At 62.4% G+C, this 19122-nt stretch carries 12 protein-coding genes and 1 tRNA gene; 5 read left to right on the forward strand and 8 right to left on the reverse strand.

The window, feature by feature from the left end; translation table 11 throughout:
- Positions 1–70: 70 nt before the first annotated feature.
- Positions 71–2566, reverse strand: a complete 2496-nt coding sequence (gene rnr / locus AB6O04_RS13365; RefSeq protein ID WP_368564506.1) for a ribonuclease R — start codon at positions 2564–2566, stop codon at positions 71–73.
- Between the two features lie 87 nt (positions 2567–2653).
- Between rnr and AB6O04_RS13370 the strand changes: the two genes are divergently transcribed.
- Both AB6O04_RS13370 and parC read left to right on the forward strand, forming a co-directional pair.
- Positions 2654–2740, forward strand: a tRNA-Leu gene (locus AB6O04_RS13370).
- 157 nt (positions 2741–2897) lie between these two features.
- Positions 2898–5141: a DNA topoisomerase IV subunit A gene (parC, locus tag AB6O04_RS13375; RefSeq protein ID WP_368564508.1), complete on the forward strand. Its 2244-nt coding sequence runs from the start codon at positions 2898–2900 to the stop codon at positions 5139–5141.
- A 596-nt stretch (positions 5142–5737) separates the two neighbouring features.
- Here the strand turns inward: parC and bfr are convergent.
- On the reverse strand, positions 5738–6223 hold the full coding sequence (gene bfr / locus AB6O04_RS13380; protein WP_368564509.1) for a bacterioferritin: 486 nt from the start codon (positions 6221–6223) through the stop codon (positions 5738–5740).
- 156 nt (positions 6224–6379) lie between these two features.
- Here bfr and AB6O04_RS13385 point away from each other — a divergent pair, with 156 nt between their 5' ends.
- Positions 6380–8794, forward strand: a complete 2415-nt coding sequence (locus tag AB6O04_RS13385; protein ID WP_368564511.1) for a penicillin acylase family protein — start codon at positions 6380–6382, stop codon at positions 8792–8794.
- A 247-nt stretch (positions 8795–9041) separates the two neighbouring features.
- Here AB6O04_RS13385 and asnB read toward each other — a convergent pair whose 3' ends face one another.
- The 6 genes from asnB to map form a co-directional block, all read right to left on the reverse strand.
- Entirely contained in the window at positions 9042–10730 is a 1689-nt protein-coding gene (gene asnB, locus AB6O04_RS13390; RefSeq protein ID WP_368564512.1) for an asparagine synthase B, read from the reverse strand.
- Between the two features lie 357 nt (positions 10731–11087).
- A complete protein-coding gene (dapE, locus tag AB6O04_RS13395; RefSeq protein ID WP_368564513.1) occupies positions 11088–12221 on the reverse strand; it encodes a succinyl-diaminopimelate desuccinylase in 1134 nt (377 codons plus the stop codon).
- Complete coding sequence (locus AB6O04_RS13400; RefSeq protein WP_368564514.1) at positions 12218–12577, reverse strand: Spx/MgsR family RNA polymerase-binding regulatory protein; 360 nt, start codon at positions 12575–12577, stop codon at positions 12218–12220. Before AB6O04_RS13400 ends, dapE begins: the two co-directional genes overlap by 4 nt.
- 71 nt (positions 12578–12648) lie before the next feature.
- Entirely contained in the window at positions 12649–13515 is an 867-nt protein-coding gene (gene dapD / locus AB6O04_RS13405; protein WP_368564515.1) for a 2,3,4,5-tetrahydropyridine-2,6-dicarboxylate N-succinyltransferase, read from the reverse strand.
- A gap of 16 nt (positions 13516–13531) precedes the next feature.
- Complete coding sequence (glnD, locus tag AB6O04_RS13410) at positions 13532–16135, reverse strand: [protein-PII] uridylyltransferase (protein WP_368564611.1); 2604 nt, start codon at positions 16133–16135, stop codon at positions 13532–13534.
- Between the two features lie 35 nt (positions 16136–16170).
- On the reverse strand, positions 16171–16947 hold the full coding sequence (gene map / locus AB6O04_RS13415; RefSeq protein ID WP_368564516.1) for a type I methionyl aminopeptidase: 777 nt from the start codon (positions 16945–16947) through the stop codon (positions 16171–16173).
- A 350-nt stretch (positions 16948–17297) separates the two neighbouring features.
- Here map and rpsB point away from each other — a divergent pair, with 350 nt between their 5' ends.
- Entirely contained in the window at positions 17298–18110 is an 813-nt protein-coding gene (rpsB, locus tag AB6O04_RS13420) for a 30S ribosomal protein S2 (protein WP_368564518.1), read from the forward strand.
- A 129-nt stretch (positions 18111–18239) separates the two neighbouring features.
- Positions 18240–19118: a translation elongation factor Ts gene (tsf, locus tag AB6O04_RS13425; protein WP_368564519.1), complete on the forward strand. Its 879-nt coding sequence runs from the start codon at positions 18240–18242 to the stop codon at positions 19116–19118.
- The last annotated feature ends 4 nt before the right edge of the window (positions 19119–19122 follow it).

The following is a 19122-nucleotide window of genomic DNA, read 5'->3' on the forward strand; positions in this document are numbered from 1 at the left end:
GCTCTTCGCTTCTATCGCGATCTGACAGAAAAAGCTCGCGCCGGGACGGCGCTCCTACGGAATGGGTGTATCAGTACTTCTGTTTCTTGCGCTTGACCGGCTGTCCGCGCGGCGGAAGCTCCGCGACTTCGACTTCCTTTTCGTTCACCAGCTTGAAGTCGATCTTGCGTTCCTCAAGGCTGGCTTTAAGCACCACGATACGCACCCTGTCGCCCAAGCGGAACTGCATGCCGCGTCGTTCGCCCGATAATGTCTTGCGAATAGGATCGAAGTGATAGTAGTCGTGCGGCAGCTGGGTTACGTGCACCAGCCCGTTGACCTTCGATTGATCCAGTTCGATAAATAGTCCGAAGCTCGTCACGCCGCTGATCACACCATCGAACTGGCCGCCGACGTGCTGTTCCATCCATGCGGCGCGGTAGCGTTCGTCCACTTCTCGCTCGGCTTCGTCGGCACGGCGTGCGCGTTCTGAACATTGCAGCGCCAGTGCCGCCATCTGGTGTTGCGCATACGGCGCATTCTGCGGCTTGCCACCCGCCAACACGTGCTTGATCGCGCGGTGCACCAGCAGGTCGGGATAGCGGCGAATCGGCGAAGTGAAGTGCGCGTAGGATTCCAGCGCCAGGCCGAAGTGACCGATGTTGTCGGGCGTGTAGACGGCCAGGCTCTGGCTGCGCAGCACCACGGACTCCAGCAACGCCACATCGGGACGTTCGCGGATCTTCTTCAGCAGCTGGGTGAAATCGCGCGGCTGCACTTTGCTCCATGCCGGCATGCTCAGCTTGAATTCTTTCAGGAACTCCAGCAGGTCGGCGTACTTGGATTCCGGCGGCCGATCATGCACGCGGTAAGGCGCCGGAATATTCGCTGCCAGCAGATACTTGGCCGCTTCCACGTTCGCCGCGATCATGCACTCTTCGATCAGTTTATGGGCATCGTTGCGCGGCATCATGCCGGCCTGGGTGACTTCGCCCCGGTTGTCCAGCACGAAGCGCACTTCCGAGGTCTCGAACTCGATGGCGCCGCGCTTTTCACGCGCCTTGGCGAGCAGTTGATAGAGCTCGTACAGGCGATCGACCTGCGGCAACTGCTTGCCGATGGCATCGCGCGTTTCGGCGTCGTTCTCGCCTACCGCTTTCCACACCTGCTCGTAGGTCAAGCGTGCGTGCGAGCGCATCACCGCTTCATAGAACTTGGACTGGACGACTTCGCCGTCGCTGTTCACCTGCATGTCGCAGACGAAGCACATCCGGTCCACCTGCGGATTCAACGAGCAGATGCCATTGGAGAGCGTCTCCGGCAGCATCGGCACCACGAATCCCGGGAAGTACACCGACGTGGCGCGCTTCTGGGCTTCGTCGTCCAGCGGCGTACCCGGCTTCACGTAATGCGAGACATCCGCGATGGCGACCACCAGTCGATAACCCTGGCGGTTCTTGACCCGGAAGCCCTGGCGGTTGCTTTCGCAGTACACCGCGTCGTCGAAATCCTTGGCGTCCGCGCCGTCGATGGTGACCAGCGGCAGGTCGCGCAGATCCACGCGCCCGCCGATCATGCTTTCCTCGACTACCAATGGCACCGCGGCGGCCTGGTCCAGCACTTCTTGCGGGAATTCATGCGGAATCTCGTGGCCATGGATGGCAGCTTCCACCACCAGCGACGGCGTCAGCTTGTCGCCGAGTACCGCGATGATCTTGCCGATCGGCGGACGGCGGGTATCCGGCGGCATGGTCAGCTCGCAGACCACCAGCTGGCCATCGCGAGCGCCGCCGGTGGCGTCCGGCGGAATCTGCACGTTGCGCTGTATGCGCTTGTCGTCCGGCACCAGATAGGCGATGCCGGCCTCGAAGCTGAAGCGGCCGATCAGGCGCGACAGCCCACGCTCCAAGACGCGCGCGATGCTGCCTTCGCGACGGCCGCGGCGATCGACGCCGGTGACGTTGGCCAGGGCACGGTCGCCGTGCATCACCTTGCGCATCTCGTACGGCGGCAGGAACAGATCGTCGCCGCCCGCTTCCGGGCGCAGGAAACCGAAGCCGTCCGGATTGGCGATCACCACGCCGGCGATCAGGTCGGTATGTTGAACAGGAGCAAAGCCGCCGCGCCGGTTCTGCACCAGCTGGCCGTCGCGCACCATTGCGCCCAGGCGCTTGTTCAAGGCTTCAAAGCGGTCGGGCGCGGTCAGCTCGAGCTCTGCTGCCAAGTCTTCCGCGGTCTGCGGGCCTTCGGAAGTTTCCAGCGTGGCGAGGATTGCCTCACGGCTGGCGATAGGATCGGCGTAGCGTTCGGCTTCGCGCGAGGCATACGGATCGGTGAATGCGCCGCCGCGTGGCGATGGCTGACGCGGTGCGCCGCCGCGGGGTGCGGCAGAGCGGTTTCCTCGCACAGGTTTGGTGGCGGGCAGATCAGGCATCCACGGCGGCAGCTTCGATTTGGACGCCGCTCCAGGTTTGCCGGGGTTGCCCTGCTTGGCGGCTTTGCTCTTTGGGTTGGAGCGGGTGCCCGCACCTGGCGGGGTCTTGCCGGTGCCGGATTTGCCGGAACCTTTGGTTGGTTTTGTAGTCATGCGGGCATGGTACACCCGGCCTGAACACCGCCACGTGCAAAAGCGTTGACAATCATCCGTGCAACTCTCAAAATGCGCCCCGCACCTGCCCAGGTGGCGGAATTGGTAGACGCACTAGCTTCAGGTGCTAGCGGGGGCAACTTCGTGGAGGTTCGAGTCCTCTTCTGGGCACCATCTGATAGTTCGTGAAGGCCACCACGGATTCACTGGATGATTAAAAACCCCGCTTTGGCGGGGTTTTTTGTTTCTGGCGCGATGTCCAGGCGCAGTGTTTGAGAACGCGGCAGGTAGAATTGCCGGCAGGATTCCACTGCGAACGAAACATCTTCTGATGACCGAAACCATCCGCCCCACTTTTCACGGCTTTGAGCAGATCCCGCTGCGCGAGTACGCCGAGCGCGCTTATCTCGACTACTCGATGTACGTGGTGCTGGACCGCGCATTGCCATTCATTGGCGATGGGCTGAAGCCGGTACAGCGCCGCATCATCTATTCGATGAGCGAGCTGGGTCTCAACGCCGGGGCCAAGCCGAAGAAGTCGGCGCGCACCGTGGGCGACGTGATCGGCAAGTTCCACCCGCACGGCGACAGCGCCTGCTACGAAGCGCTGGTGCTGATGGCGCAGCCGTTCTCGTACCGCTATCCGCTGATCGAAGGCCAGGGCAACTTCGGTTCGCCGGACGATCCGAAGTCGTTCGCGGCCATGCGCTACACCGAATCCAAGCTGACACCCATTGCCGAAGTTCTACTAGGCGAACTCGCTCAGGGCACCGCGGATTGGACCCCCAATTTCGACGGCACCCTGGAAGAGCCGACCTGGCTCCCGTCACGGCTACCGCACTTGCTGCTCAACGGCACCACCGGCATTGCCGTGGGCATGGCGACGGACGTACCGCCGCATAACCTCAATGAGATCGTCAGCGCCTGCATCCGGCTGCTGGATGACCCGAATGCCACCGTCGCCGACCTGTGCGAACACGTGCGCGGCCCCGACTATCCGACCACGGCCGAGATCATCACGCCGGCCGCGGATCTGCTCAACATGTATCAGACCGGCAACGGCAGCGTGCGCGCGCGCGCCACGTTCCTGAAGGAAAACAGCAACATCGTCATCAATGCGCTGCCCTATCAGGTGTCGCCGTCCAAGGTGATCGAGCAGATCGCCATGCAGATGCGCGCGAAGAAGCTGCCTTGGCTGGAAGACATTCGCGACGAATCCGATCATGCCAACCCAGTGCGGGTGGTGCTGATTCCGCGCTCCAACCGCGTGGATGCCGAACAGCTGATGGGTCACCTGTTCGCCACCACCGATCTGGAAAAAAGCTACCGCATCAACCTGAACATCATTGGCCTGGACGGGCGGCCACAGGTCAAGAACCTCAAGGCTCTACTGGCCGAATGGTTGGTCTTCCGCACCGATACAGTGACGCGCCGCCTGAAGCACCGCCTGGACAAGGTGGAACGGCGCCTGCACCTGTTGGAAGGCTTGCTGGTGGCGTTCCTCAGTCTGGATGAAGTGATCCGCATCATCCGCAGCGAGGACGAACCCAAGCCGGCGTTGATCGCCCGCTTCAAGCTGAGCGAGGAACAGGCCGATTACATCCTGGACACCAGGCTGAAGCAGCTGGCGCGCCTGGAAGAAATGAAGATCCGCGGCGAACAGGATGAACTGGCCGTCGAACGTGAAAAGCTGATTGCCATACTGGATTCCAAGGCCAAACTGAAAAAGCTGATCAAGGACGAGCTGACTGCCGACGCCAAGAAATTCGGCGATGCGCGCCGCTCGCCATTGGTGGAGCGCGGCGCGGCGCAGGCGCTGGACGAAACCGAACTGGTCGCCAGCGAACCGATGACGGTGGTGGTTTCTGAAAAAGGCTGGGTACGTGCGGCCAAAGGCCACGATGTGGATGCCGCCACGCTGTCGTATAGAGAGGGCGATGGGCTGCTGGCGGCGGTACGCAGCCGCAGTACGCAACAAGTGGCGTTCCTGGATTCGGAAGGCCGCAGCTATTCCACCGCCGTGCACACCTTGCCATCGGCGCGCGGCAATGGTGAGCCCTTGACCGGGCGCTTCTCACCCGCTGCCGGCGCATCGTTCCAGGCCGCAGTCAGTGGCGACAATGATGCGCGCTTCGTGCTGGCGTCCTCGCATGGCTATGGTTTCGTCACCCGCTTTGAAAACCTGACCAGCCGCCAGAAAGCCGGCAAGACCATGCTGAACCTGACGCCCGGCGCCAAGGTGCTTCAGCCGGCGCAAGTGACCCGTACCGATGCCGACCGCATTGTGGCTGTGACCAGCGCCGGCCATCTGCTGGCTTTTCCCATCAGCGAACTGCCTGAACTCGACAAGGGCAAAGGCAACAAGATCATCGAGATTCCGAAGGCCAAGCTGGGCACCGAGCACGTGGTCGCCATTGCATCGGTAACGCCCGGAAATACGCTGTTGGTGAAGAGCGGCCAGCGCACCATGTCACTGTCGTTCAAGGACCTGGATGCGTATGTGGGGGCGCGGGCGTCACGTGGGGGATTGCTGCCCAGAGGTTGGCAGAAAGTGGATGGGTTGGATATCCAGTAGTTCGCCTTCCGGGCGCGCTGCGGCGCGTTCGGGGATCCCTTTCACCATGCGCTACGGTGGCGCGGATGGGCTGGATATTCAGTAGCTGGATATCCGGTAGTTCACCACCCGGACGCGCTGCGGCGCGTTCGCGACCTCATCAGTCACACGCTATGGAGGCGCGGATTTTCACTAGTCCGCCCTCCGGGATTTCGAGAATTGAGAAATGGGAAATCGATAGGGAAGCACTAGAGTGTTCGTATCGAATAGTCACTCAAAATTGGATCCATCGTCATCCCGGCGCACGCCGCCGGAAAGATGTGCCACTCAGCCGTCGTCCGGTATCAGGCGATGCCGAATTGCTTTATAGCAATCTTAGAAGCGAGAGCTCGCGCCGAGACGGCGCTCCTACGGTCATGAGCGATTTTTTTGCTTTGGACTTTGCTGTTGTAGGAGCGGCGTCCCGCCGCGAGCTCTCCCCATACCGTCCCGTTAAATCAAAAGCTCGCGCCGGGATGACGAACCTTTCACAGGTGTGCGGACGATCTCGTAGTCAGCGTACTTGGACGCGCTGCCGCGGCGGCGGCTTCCCTTTAGCTGCGCGGCGCGCGGCGCCTTCACGCTGAACCCGATTTTCTAGCGATTTTTGCCGTCAGATAATTCTCCATACCCAGGCGCTTTATCAGCCTGAGCTGCTGTTCCAGCCAATGCGCGTGGTCTTCCTCGGTATCCTTGAGCTGGGTCAGCAGGATGTCGCGGCTGACGAAATCGCCATGCTGTTCGCAAAGGGCAATGCCCTTGGCCAGATTCGCGCGGACTTCGTATTCCACTTCCAGATCCCGCTGCAGCATCTCTTCGACGGTATGCCCGGCCCGGAATGACGTAGGGCTCATGTCAGGGTCGCCTTCCAGGAACAGGATGCGCCGCAGCAGCGCATCGGCATGCTCGGTTTCTTCCTGCATTTCGTGGTTGATACGCTCGTACAAGGCCGGTATCCCCAGGTCGTCGTACCGACGGGAATGGATGAAGTACTGATCGCGCGCGGCCAGCTCGCCACGCAGCAGCTGCTTCAGGTATTCGACGACTTCGGGATGGCCTTTCATAGCGGCAACTTCGGTAAAGGGGCATGCATGGTGCCCTATCCCTGTCGGCAATGACCTAATCAGAATCAATCTCAGTTGTATCGGCAGCTCGAAGCATCACAACTTCATGGAATAATCCGCGAAAGCGTCTTTCGCGCGCCGTTACGGAACACACGCATGCTTATTTGGACAAAGCGCCTGCTGTGGGTGCTCTTGCTGTTGATCGCGATCCTTGTGCTGGCGGCGACACTGTTGCTGCGCGGTAGCCTACCCTCGCTGGACGGCGGAATGACGCTGCCGGGTTTGACCGCAGCGGTCACGATCCAACGCGACGCCAATGGCGTGGTGACCATCGACGCCGGCAGCGAAGCCGACGCCCTGCGCGCGCTGGGATACGTACACGCACAGGAGCGCTATTTTGAAATGGACCTGATGCGCCGCACCTCGGCCGGAGAACTGGCGGAGTTGTTCGGTCCCGTCGCGATCGACCTGGACAAGAAGCGCCGCGTCCACCGCATCCGTGCACGGGTGACCGAACACCTGAACGATTTCGCCGGCGAAAAGATGCCGCAGCTGATGGCCTATGCCGATGGGGTCAACGCTGGCCTGGATGATCTCCGCACGCGTCCCTGGCCTTACCTGTTGCTGCAGCAATCGCCGCGCCGGTGGGATGTGGTGGACTCGGCGCTGACCGGCTATGCGATGTACTTCGATCTGCAGGATTCGGAGAACACCCGCGAATTGGCATTGTGGAAAATCCGCCAGATTGGCCCTCCCGCACTGGCCAATCTGCTGGCGCATGACGGCACCGAATGGGATGCCCCGATGTTTGGCCAGCCGCGTGGCAATGCCAAGCTGCCTGCGTTGGAACATGTAGATTTGCGCGAACTGCCGATGCCGAAATCCGATACGCACCGCCGCCTGGCCGACAAAGGCACGCCCGGCAGCAACAACTGGGCGGTCGCGGGTCCGCTAACCAAGGACGGACGCGCCACCCTGGCCAACGACATGCATCTGGGATTGCGCGCACCGAACATCTGGTTTCGTGCGCGCTTGCGCTACCCGGATGCGCGCGCGCCGGGCGGCAAGGTCGACGTTTCCGGCGTTACCCTGCCCGGCTTGCCGGCGGTGATCGTCGGCAGCAACGGACACGTGGCATGGGGGTTCACCAACAGCTATGCCGATACGGCGGACTGGTATCCCGTGCGCCCCTGTGCGAACGAAGAAACCGCAGCGGATACCTGCGACCGTGTGACCCGCCACGCCGAAACCATTGGCGTCGCAGGCGCCGACGCGGTCCCTTTCGAAGTGGTGGAAACCGCCTACGGCCCGATTCTGCATGAACGCGCGGGCGACATACCCGCGCTGGCCTTGCGCTGGACGGCGCACCTGCCCGGCGCGCTCAACTTCGAACTGGCGGATCTGGCGAGCGCCAGCGATCTGGGCTCCGCGCTCGCCGTGGCCGAACGCACCGCGATACCCGCCCAGAACTTGGTCATCGGCGATCGCAACGGCGAAATCGCTTGGCGCATTCTTGGTCCATTGCCGGTGCGCTCCGGCCGTTGCGCCAGAAACCCGCCACTGGCCGCGATTACTTCCGCTTCAGCGGACAACACCACCGCAGCCTTTTCCAGTATCCGGCGCGAGGCTTGCTATCAGTGGAGTATCTCAACGGAGCTATCGCCCGTATTGCGCCGACCTAGTCAACACCGTCTGTGGACAGCCAACGCGCGAGTCGTCGATGACGCCGGCTTGAGCGCACTCGGCGACGGCGGCTATGCCCTGGGCGCCCGCGCGAAGCAGATCCGCGATGGACTCTTTGCGAAAAATCAATTCTCCGAGAAAGAGTTGCTCGACATCCAACTGGACAACCGCGCGGTATTCCTGAAGCGGTGGTGGCAGTTGCTGCAGGACCAAGCCAAGAAGAAGGGCGATGGAACCGCCGTGCGCGCACTGGCGACCGCTGGCCGTAAGTGGGAAGGCCGCGCCAGCACCGATTCGGTCAGTTTCCGCCTGGTTCGCGCATGGCGGCTAGCGGTACACGCACGCATCGCCGATGGCTTGACCGCACCGGCGCAGGCGGCGCTTGGCGAGGAGTTCGTCATGCCTGATTTGCCGCAGTTGGAAGGGACCGTCTGGCCATTGCTGCAACAGCGCCCCGCACACTTGCTGTCGCGTCGCTATCCGACCTGGGACGCGTTGCTGGAGGATGCCGCCAAGGAAGTTCGCGACGAATTGATCGAACATGGCCCGCTGGAGCAGCGCATCTGGGGCGAACGCAACACGGCGAATATCTGCCATCCACTGACCGACGCTCTGCCCGGTTTTCTAAAAAGCAGGTTGTGCATGCCTGCCGAGCCGCTGCCCGGCGATGGCGCCATGCCACGCGTGCAGGGACCGGCATTCGGCGCGTCGGAACGGATGGTGGTCTCACCCGGGCACGAGGCCGACGGCATCCTGCATATGCCTGGCGGCCAGAGCGGTCACCCGCTGTCGCCGTTCTGGGGAGCGGGTCATGGCGATTGGGTGCATGGCCGGCCGACGCCTTTCCTGCCGCAGAAAACGGAATACGTGTTGACGCTGAAACCGTAGGCTGGCATTGCGGCCTTCGGTACGTAGGAGCGGCGTCCCGCCGCGAGCTCTTCCCGTCAGATCGCGCTAGAGCGAAGAGCGGTTGAAGCCTGCTGTTCACCATCCGGACGCGCTGCGGCGCGTTCTTGATCGCGCGCGCTGAGTAGCTACCGGGGCGCGGAGCGGCGTCTCGCCGCGCGCTCTTCGCTGCTATCGCGATCTGCCGGGAAGAGCTCGCGGCGAGACGCCGCTCCTACATATACATCGCTTACAACGCTGCGTTGTGCACGCCCGCTATCGCGCGCCCGGACGGATCCGCCGCTGCGGCGAAGCTCGCGTCCCAGGCGATGGCCGTTGGTGATGAACATGCGATCGACTTGCCACCTGGCACGGTCTCCGCGCAGGCTTGTCCTGGATAGAACTGCTCGAACAAGCTGCGGTAGTAATACGCTTCCTTGGTCAGTGGCGGGTTGATAGGAAACCGCTTGTCGGCCGCTGCCAGTTCGCGATCGCTAACGTGCGCTTCGGCATGCGCTTTCAGTCCATCGATCCAGCCATAACCCACGCCGTCGCTGAACTGCTCTTTCTGCCGCCACAGGATGGAATCCGGCAGATAATCTTCGAAAGCTTCGCGCAGCACGGCTTTCTCGATGGCTCGCTTTCCACCGCGGCTCTTGTCGATCATTTTTTCCTGCGCATCCATCTTCATCGCGACATCCAGGAACTCCACGTCCAGGAACGGCACCCGCGGCTCCACGCCCCACGCCATCATCGATTTGTTGGCCCGCAGACAATCGTAGTTGTGAAGCGCATCCAACTTGCGTACGAGTTCCTCATGGAATTCACGCGCGTTCGGTGCCTTGTGGAAATACAGATAGCCACCGAAGATTTCGTCCGAACCTTCGCCGGACAGCACCATCTTCACACCCATCGCCTTGATGCGGCGCGCCAGCAGATACATCGGCGTGGACGCACGAATCGTCGTGACGTCGTAGGTTTCGATATGACGGATCACTTCAGGCAAAGCATCCAAGCCTTCCTCGAAGGTGTATTCGAAACCGTGGTGCACCGTGCCCAGTGACTCGGCGGCGATGGCGGCGGCGGCCAGATCGGGCGATCCCTTCAGACCGATGGCAAAGGAATGCAGACGCGGCCACCAGGCCTCGGAAGTATCGTCGTCCTCCACACGCTTGCGGGCGAAGCGTGCCGCAACGGCCGCCACCAGCGAGGAGTCCAATCCGCCCGACAACAGCACGCCATAGGGCACGTCGGTCATCAACTGACGGTGCACGGCGCGTTCGAATGCTTCGCGCAGTTCCTGCTTGCTCACTTCGACGCCTTGCACGGCTGCATAGTCGCGCCAAGGCTTCTGGTAGTACTGGGTCAATTCACGGGTCGCACTGTCGTAGTAATGCCCAGGTGGAAACTGCGATACGTCGGCGCATAAATTGGCCAGGGCTTTCATTTCGGAAGCGACGCATAGCCGTCCTTCGCGGTCATGCCCCCAGTACAACGGGCAAACACCCATCGGATCGCGCGCGATCAGGAAGCGCTGCTTCGCTGCATCCCACAACGCGAACGCAAAAATGCCGTTGAGCCGGTTGAGAAGGGAGTCTGGTGTGTCTTCGCGGTACAGCGCGTTGATTACTTCGCAGTCCGAGCCGGTCTGAAAGGCATAAGGCTGCGCCAGCTCTTTCTTCAACTCGCGGTGGTTATAGATTTCGCCGTTGACGGCCAGCACCAGTTCGCCATCGGCCGAGCGCAACGGCTGCGAGCCGCCGGCCGGATCGACGATGGCCAGACGCTCATGCACCAGAATGGCGCCATCGTCGATATACACACCGCTCCAATCGGGACCGCGGTGGCGTTGCCGCTGGGAGAGCTCCAACGCCTGTCTTCGCAGGGTTCGCAGGTCGTCGCCGGACTGCAGGCCGAAGATGCCAAAGATGGAACACATGTGGGGGTAGCTCCTGAGAAAGATGGATCGGTCGTGGTTCGGGTTTGATATCGCACTTCTCGGCCCAGAAACAAAAAACCCGCATCGTGGATGCGGGTTTTTCTGATCGCTCGGCTGGTTACTTTTCGCCTAGTCGCAGACCCGCATCGGCCGCGCACGATTATTCGCGCGCGCATTATTGCGGCGGTTCGAATTAACCAGGGCGTTGGCGGGAGAGCGGAGCATGGGGGTGAACCTAACCGGTTTCCTGGGCAGCTGGCAAGTACTTTCTTTGTATATGCGACCAGCAGACGAAAGCCGGCCCCTTAGTTTCTTATGCAACGAACCGGCGCGCGGATTCCGATTGGCGAGCGCCCCTCAGGAAACGATCAGCAAGCGCTGCACCAACGCCTGGTACAGCCCCGGCAGCGCTTCCAGGTCGGCGATGGCGATGTTCTCATCCACCTTGTGGATGCTTGCGTTGACCGGACCTATCTCAATGCACTCGGCGCCCAGCGGCGCGATGAAGCGCGCGTCGGACGTGCCGCCCGCCGTGCTCTCCTCGGGAGGCGCTCCAGAGAACTCGGCCAGCACCTGCCGCGCGGTCGCACGCAGATGACCTTCCGGCGTATAGAAGGGCTCGCCGCCACGATGCCAAGCCATGGTGTAGTCGAGGCCATGCTTGTCGAAAATTGCTTCGATTTCCTTTTCCAGTTGCTCGGCCTGCCAGCTGGGATTGAAGCGCAGGTTGAATACCACGTGCAGCTCGCCCGGGATGACATTGCTGGCGCCGGTGCCGGAATGAATGTTTGAAATCTGCATGCTGGTGGGCGGAAATGTTTCGTAGCCCTCATCCCATTGGCGAGCAACCAGTTCGCCCAGCGCAGGCACCGCCTTGTGAATGGGATTGAGCGCTTTGTGCGGATAGGCCACGTGGCCTTGCACGCCACGGACATGCAGCGTGCCGGTCAGCGTGCCGCGGCGGCCGACACGCAGCAGATCGCCGAGTTTTTCCTTCGATGAAGGCTCACCGGTGATGCACCAGTCGATGCGTTGGCCTCGCTCACGGAATGCCTCGGCAACCAGCTTGACACCATCGAGCGCGTCGCCTTCTTCGTCCGAGGTGACCAGCAATGCCACCGTGCCCGGATGATCCGGGTGCGCATCGACGAATCGCTCCAGCGCAATCGTGCAGGCGGCCACGCTGCATTTCATATCGGCGGTGCCCCGTCCGTACAACACACCGTCGCGCACCGTAGGCACGAATGGATCGCTGGTCCACGCATGTAATGGTCCCGGCGGCACTACGTCGGTATGACCCAGCAACACCAGCACCGGCGCACCGCTACCGTGCGTGGCCCAAAGATTGTCGACATCGCCGAAACGCAGGTGCTCGCATTGGAATCCCGCCTGCTGCAGGCGCTTGGCGATCACTTGCTGGCAGCCCGCATCGTCCGGCGTGATGGAGTGGCGGCGTATCAGCTCGCTGGATAGTTCAACGACATCGCTCATGTGCCCACTCCAAACAGCTTCTTGAAGCCATTGTCGCTGAAGCCTTGTGAAAACCGGCCGTCGTCGGTGATCACCACGGGTCGCCGGATCAATTGAGGGTATTCCTTCAACAACAACTTCCATTCCGCGTCCGAACCCGGCGTCTTGCGGTTCTCGGGCAACTGGCGCCACGTGGTGGAGGATTTGTTGATCAACGCATCCCAACCGCCAGCATGCTGCGCCCAGGCCGCCAGCGACTCAGGTGGCTGCCGGTTGTCGCGGTAATCAATGAAATCATGTTCTACACCGAAGCGCTCCAGCCACTTGGTGGCTTTCTTGCAGGTGTCGCAGTTCTTCAGGCCGTAGAGGGTGGTCATATCTGCTTTTCTTATCCCTATCGCCGTCATTCCCGCGGCTGTTAAGAGCCGCGGGGATGACGAGAAAGAACCTAGTCCGCCAATCCGCGCAGCAGTTCATTGACGCTGGTCTTGCTGCGCGTCTTCTCATCCACCTGCTTCACGATCACAGCGCAGTACAGCGAATACTTGCCGTCGGCCGATGGCAGAGACCCGGACACGACCACGCTGCCGGGCGGTACGTAGCCATAGCTGATTTCACCGGTGGCGCGGTCGTAGATGCGGGTGGACTGGCCAAGGAACACGCCCATCCCGATCACACTGTGATGACCGACCACCACGCCTTCCACCACTTCCGAGCGCGCGCCGATGAAGCAATGGTCCTCGATGATCGTCGGCGACGCCTGCAACGGCTCCAGTACACCGCCGATGCCCGCGCCGCCAGATAGATGACAGTGCTTGCCGATTTGCGCGCAGGAACCCACGGTAGCCCAGGTGTCCACCATGGTGCCCTCGCCCACATACGCACCGATGTTGACGAAGCTGGGCATCAGCACGACGTCCTTGCCGAAATAGGTGCCGCGCCGCGCGACAGCGCCGGGCACGACACGGACGCCAGCCTTGCGGAACTCGGCCTCGCCATAACCTTCAAAACGGGCCGGAATCTTGTCCCAGAACGGCGCCGGCTGGGCGTCGATCACCGCCATGTCATTGACGCGGAAATACAGCAGCACCGCTTTCTTCAACCATTCGTTGACCTTCCAGCCACCTTGCCCGTCTGCTTCGGCGACGCGGAATGCGCCGGTCTCCAGGCCTCCGATCACTTGCTCCACCGCCGGGCGGACAGTGGTTTCGGTTTCATCCGGCGTCAGCTCTGCGCGGCGCTCGAAAGCGCTTTCGATAGCTGACTTCAACAGCTCGGACTTCAACGGCCCGGTGGGCGCGGTTTGCTCGGTCATCAATCCTTATTCCTGATCAGGTGGGGTTATCTAGGCTGGCGCGCAATGCGACCTGCAAAGCCTGCTGCTGGGCTTCATCGGTGATCGGGAGATCGCGCTCATCGGTAATCTGAAAAATGTCTTCGGCGCGTTCGCCGAAGGTGGCGATACGCGCATCGTGCACGCGCAAGCGCATGCGGCGCAGCACTTGCGCCACATCCGACAACAGACCCGGCCGATCGGGCGCCACCAGGCTGAGCACGGTGCGGCGCCCATCCGGCGTAACGCCGAATTCGATGCGCGGAGCGAAGCGAAAATGCTTGAGCTGACGGGGCATGGCACGGCGCGAAGTACGGACGCGATCCAGCGGGCCATCCAGAGCGTCGCTCAACGCCTGCTCGATCTCCGCCGGAACACGCGGCGCGTAGCTGTCGGTGGGTAAAACCTCGAAGGTATCGAAAATGGTCCCGTTGGGGCCTACCAGCACGCGCGCCTGATGGATCGCGAACCCTTTCCTGTCCAGGGTGGCCAGAATAGCCGCGAACAAGCCGTCGCGGTCCGGCGAATACACGAACACTTCCATCGCATTCGCGTCGTCACCGATATGCCGCGCACGGACACGCGTTTCTCCAGCCTCGGCACCGCGAATGGCGGTGGCCTGCCAGGCAAGTTGCTCCGGGCGGAAGCGCAGGAAGCTTTCGTCCGGCATGGCGGCGAACAAAGTGTCGGCTTTGGCGGCATCCACACCTTGAATCTTCAGTAGTGCTTTCACCGCATCGCGTGCTTCGATCAGGCGTTCGCTCACCGCCACCGGATGCTCCAGGCCTTCGCGCAGCACGCGACGTGCGGCGAAGTAGAGATCGGCCAGCAGCCGGTCTTTCCAGGCGTTCCAGAGTTTCGGGCTGGTGCCGGCGATGTCGGCGCAGGTCAGCAGGTAAAGGTAATCGAGACGTTCGCGGTCCTTCACCAATGCGGCGAAAGCACGGATGACCTCCGGGTCGGAAATGTCCTGCTTTTGCGCGGTGACCGACATGCGCAAATGCTGTTCGACCAGCCACGCCACCAGCTCGTTGTCCGACTCGCTCAAACCATGCGCCGTGCAGAACTCGCGTGCATCAACCGCCCCGAGCTCCGAATGATCGCCGCCACGGCCCTTGGCGATGTCGTGGAACAGGCCGGCCAGCAACAGCAACTCCGGTTTGCGCAGACGTGGCCAGACTTCATGGGCGATGGAGAAGCGTTCGTCGGCTCGTCCGGATGCGAAGGCCGCGATGTTGCGCAACACCATCAGCGTGTGCTGGTCGACGGTGTACACATGAAACAGATCGAACTGCATGCGTCCGGATACGCGCGCGAAGGCCGGTACCCACTGCCCCAGCACACCCAAGCGTGCCATGCGCGTCAGCGTCTCCACCGCACGCGGGCCGCGCAGCAGAGCCATGAACGCCTCGCGCTGGGCTGCGGTGGCCGCTTCGAACGAAGGCAGCTTCAGCAGCGACTCGGCCAATGCGCGCGCAGTGCGCGAATGCAATCCGCGTACCTGAGGCTGCGCCGCCCACATGGCGAACAGAGCGAAGACTTGCGAGATGTCGGCAGTCGGCCAATGCGGATCGCGCGCCGCCAGATAGCCGCGGCGGAGTGCGAACGCTTCGTCCAAGGGTTCGGGCAGAGCTTCGCCATCGAACTGTTCCTCGAAACGCTGCAGCAGACGATCGCTGATCCGGCGCACGATGGCGGCGCTGCGATAGAAGCCCTGCATCATTTTCTCGACGCCAAGGTTCTCCGCGTCATCGGCGAAGCCCAGGCGTTCGGCCAGGGTCTTCTGGTAATCGAATCGCAGACGTTCTTCCGGCCGGGCGGCTACCAGGTGTAGCCCGTAACGCAAGCGGCCCAATGCGCGGCGTTCGCGCGACAACGCGGCAGCTTCGTCAGGGCCCAGATGGCCCATACCCACCAGCGGTTCAAGATCGCGCACGCCAAAGGCGCGCAAAGCCATCCAACCCAGCGTATGCAGATCGCGCAAACCGCCGGGACCATCCTTGATGTTGGGTTCCAGATTGTCGGAGGTGTCGCCGAAGCGCGCGTGCCGGACGCGCAACTCTTCGCGCTTGGCAACAAAGAAATCACGCGGCGGCCAAACCCGTGCCGCGGCGATGGCATCAATCAGGGCAGCTTCATCATGTTCGTCGGCGACCAGCGGACGTGCTTCGATCAGTGCGGTCAAGACGGTTTGTTCGCCCGCGGTAGCGGCGGTGCATTCATCGGCGGATCGCACCGCGTGGCTGATCGGCAGTCCTGCATCCCAGAGCACGGCGAAGAAGCGCGCCAGTGAATCATGGTGGGTTTGCTGCGCGTCGGCTTCCGCGAGTACCAATAGATCGACATCCGACTGCGGAAACAGTTCACCGCGTCCGTAACCGCCTACTGCGAACAACGCCATCGGCGCGTCATCCGGGACGCAGCGCGCCCAGGCGTCCTTCAAAAGATGGTCGACGGCGCGCGCGCGCAATGCCAACAGCCGGTCCATGCTGTCGTTCTGGTCGAATCGTTTTTCCAGGCGCGCGTCCGTATGCGCCAGCGAAACACGCGCCGCAGCCGACCATGTTGAATCATCAGCGGGCGACGGGCCGATGTCGGGCAGCCGCGGTGCGGAACCGTTCGCGGCTACGGAGGTGTTCACAGGTCGTTGTCGTCGCCGGGCACGCGGGTCAGGATCTCGACGCCGTCCTGGGTCACCGCGACAGTGTGCTCCCACTGAGCCGACAGCTTGCGGTCCTTGGTAACCACCGTCCAACCGTCCGGCAGCACCTTGGAATGGCGGGCGCCCTCGTTGATCATCGGCTCGATGGTGAAGGTCATGCCCGGCTTCAGCAGCATGCCTTCGCCCGGCCGGCCGTAGTGCAGCACCTGCGGCTCGTCGTGGTAGACCTGGCCGATGCCGTGGCCGCAATACTCACGCACCACGGTGAAGCGCTGGGATTCGGCGAATTGCTGAATGGCGTGGCCCACATCGCCCAGGGTCGCGCCCGGCTTGACCGCCCGGATACCGCGAAACATCGCCTCGCGGGTGGTTTCCACCAACCGCTTGGCCATGACGGACGGAGTACCAACGTAATACATGCGGCTGGTATCGCCGTGCCAGCCGTCTTTGATCACGGTGACGTCGATGTTGACGATGTCGCCGTCCTTCAACACCTTGGCCTCGCTGGGGATGCCGTGGCAGATGACGTTGTTGACCGAGGTGCAGACCGTGGCCGGAAAGCCGCGATAACCGACGTTGGCGGGAATCGCCTGCTGCACGTTGACGATGTGATCGTGGCAGATGCGGTCCAGTTCGGCGGTGGTAACGCCCGGCTTCACATGGGGCGCCACGACTTGCAGCACCTCGGCGGCCAGGCGGCCGGCGACGCGCATCTTTTCGAGGTCTTCGGGGGTTTTAAGGGTAATTGCCATGGGCGGATTATCGCCTATTTCACTTCTCCAGGGCCCGCTACGTGGGGTTCTGGCGCCAAGATGCACGCCAGCGACGTGTCCACACACCAGACCCGCTCCATGGAAATTTGCGGCAGCCGTCACGGCGAGGCTATAATTCCGCGGATTGGCCGGGTCCGCCCTGCCAGTCGTCCACGTCGGACGACACCGACGAATCCACACCTGCAGCCACAGCCCGTGCCGGGGTGCCTCTGAGAATCAGGGGTTCGGTCACGGAAGCCGCAGGGAGGCCCAACCCCGGAACCATGCCCTCACCGGCAAACCGCCTTACTCAATGATCGGCGGTCGGTTCCTTTTCAGGAGTTCAAGCAATGCCCCAAGTCACCATGCGCCAGATGCTGGAAGCCGGCGTCCACTTCGGCCACCAGACCCGCTACTGGAACCCGAAGATGGCCCCGTACATTTTCGGCGCGCGCGGCAAGATTCACATCATCAACCTCGAGAAGACCGTTCCGCTGTTCAACGACGCGATGAACTTCATCTCGGGCGTGGCCCAGAAGCGCGGCACCATGCTGTTCATCGGCACCAAGCGCAGCGCGCGCGATCCGATCAAGGAAGAAGCGATCCGCTGCGGCCAGCCGTACATGACCCAGCGCTGGCTGGGCGGCACGCTGACCAACTTCGCTACCGTGAAGAAGTCGGTCGCCCGCCTGAAGGAACTGGAAGCCGCCGAAACCGACGGCACCTTCGAGAAGCTGGTCAAGCACGAAGTGCTGAGCCTGCGCCGTGAGCGCGACAAGCTGGAAGCCTCGCTGGGCGGCATCAAGGAAATGAACCGCCTGCCGGACGCGCTGTTCGTCATCGACATCGGCCATGAAGACATCGCCATCAAGGAAGCCAAGAAGCTCGGCATCCCGGTGATCGCGGTGGTCGACTCCAACTACGATCCGGCCCTGGTGGACTACCCGATTCCGGGCAACGACGACGCCATCCGTGCGGTGCAGCTGTACGCCCGCGCCGCCGCCGACGCCGTGCTGGAAGGCAAGGCCGCCTCACCGAACGCCGCCGTGGTCCGCGAAGAAGAGTTCACCGAAGCTGGCGAAGACGGCAAGGGCGCGCGCCGCGCACCTGCCAAGAAGGCTCCTGCCAAGAAGGCTGACGAAGCCGCACCGGCTGCCGAGTAATCGGCTTGCAATGCCGCCGCGCCATGCTGCGCGGCGGCTGTTCCGATAAGGCGGGTGTTGACCCGCCGTCATCTACAAGTCGGCGGGCCTGGGCCCGCCCTACGACACCGCACAACTGAGGTAATTCCCGTGGAAATCACTGCTTCCCTGGTCAAGGAACTGCGCGAGCGCACCGGCGCCGGCATGATGGAGTGCAAGAAGGCGCTCACCGAGAACAACGGCGACATCGACGTCGCGGCCGAGTGGCTGCGCAAGTCCGGCTTGGCCAAGGCCGACAAGAAGGCCGGCCGTGTGGCCGCCGAAGGCCGCATCGCGGTTGCCCAGAACGGCAGCAAGGCCGTGCTGGTGGAAATCAATTCCGAAACCGACTTCGTGGCCAAGGACGAAAACTTCCTGGCTTTCACGGAAGCCGTTGCCCAGGCCACCCTGGCATCGGGCGCGACCGATGTCGAAGCACTCAAGACCGCCAAGCTGCCTTCCGGCGAAACCGTCGAGGAAACCCGCGCCGCCGCCATCGCCAAGCTCGGCGAGAACATCCAGATCCGTCGCATGGCCACCGTCAATAGCGCCAACAACGTCGCTGCCTACGTGCACGGCGGCAAGATCGGCGTGCTGATCGAGGTCAAGGGCGGGGATGCCGAACTGGCTCGCGGCCTGGCGATGCACGTGGCCGCCATGAATCCCCCGCACATCAAGGCTTCCGACGTTCCGGCAGAGTTCGTGGCCAAGGAAAAGGAAATCGAACTGGCCAAGATGTCCGACAAGGACAAGAACAAGCCGGCCGACATTCTGGAAAAGATCATCAGCGGCAAGATCGCCAAGATCGTCAACGAAGTCACCCTGTACGGCCAGCCGTACGTGCTGGACACCAATCAGTCGGTGGAAGCCGTGCTGAAGGCCGCCGGTGCCGAAGTGGTCAGCAGCCAGCGCCTGGCTGTGGGCGAAGGCATCGAGAAGGTGGTGGAAGACTACGCTGCCGAAGTGATGAAGCAGGCCGGCCTGGCATAACCGC

This window comes from Pseudoxanthomonas sp. UTMC 1351, assembly GCF_040948865.1.
Classification (GTDB): Bacteria; Pseudomonadota; Gammaproteobacteria; order Xanthomonadales; family Xanthomonadaceae; genus Pseudoxanthomonas_A.

Coding starts and splice junctions, on each gene's coding strand:
- rnr (WP_368564506.1), bottom strand. CDS start 2,566: ATGACTACAAAACCAACCAAAGGTTCCGGCAAATCCGGCACCGGCAAG.
- parC (WP_368564508.1), top strand. CDS start 2,898: ATGACCGAAACCATCCGCCCCACTTTTCACGGCTTTGAGCAGATCCCG.
- bfr (WP_368564509.1), bottom strand. CDS start 6,223: ATGAAAGGCCATCCCGAAGTCGTCGAATACCTGAAGCAGCTGCTGCGT.
- AB6O04_RS13385 (WP_368564511.1), top strand. CDS start 6,380: ATGCTTATTTGGACAAAGCGCCTGCTGTGGGTGCTCTTGCTGTTGATC.
- asnB (WP_368564512.1), bottom strand. CDS start 10,730: ATGTGTTCCATCTTTGGCATCTTCGGCCTGCAGTCCGGCGACGACCTG.
- dapE (WP_368564513.1), bottom strand. CDS start 12,221: ATGAGCGATGTCGTTGAACTATCCAGCGAGCTGATACGCCGCCACTCC.
- AB6O04_RS13400 (WP_368564514.1), bottom strand. CDS start 12,577: ATGACCACCCTCTACGGCCTGAAGAACTGCGACACCTGCAAGAAAGCC.
- dapD (WP_368564515.1), bottom strand. CDS start 13,515: ATGACCGAGCAAACCGCGCCCACCGGGCCGTTGAAGTCCGAGCTGTTG.
- map (WP_368564516.1), bottom strand. CDS start 16,947: ATGGCAATTACCCTTAAAACCCCCGAAGACCTCGAAAAGATGCGCGTC.
- rpsB (WP_368564518.1), top strand. CDS start 17,298: ATGCCCCAAGTCACCATGCGCCAGATGCTGGAAGCCGGCGTCCACTTC.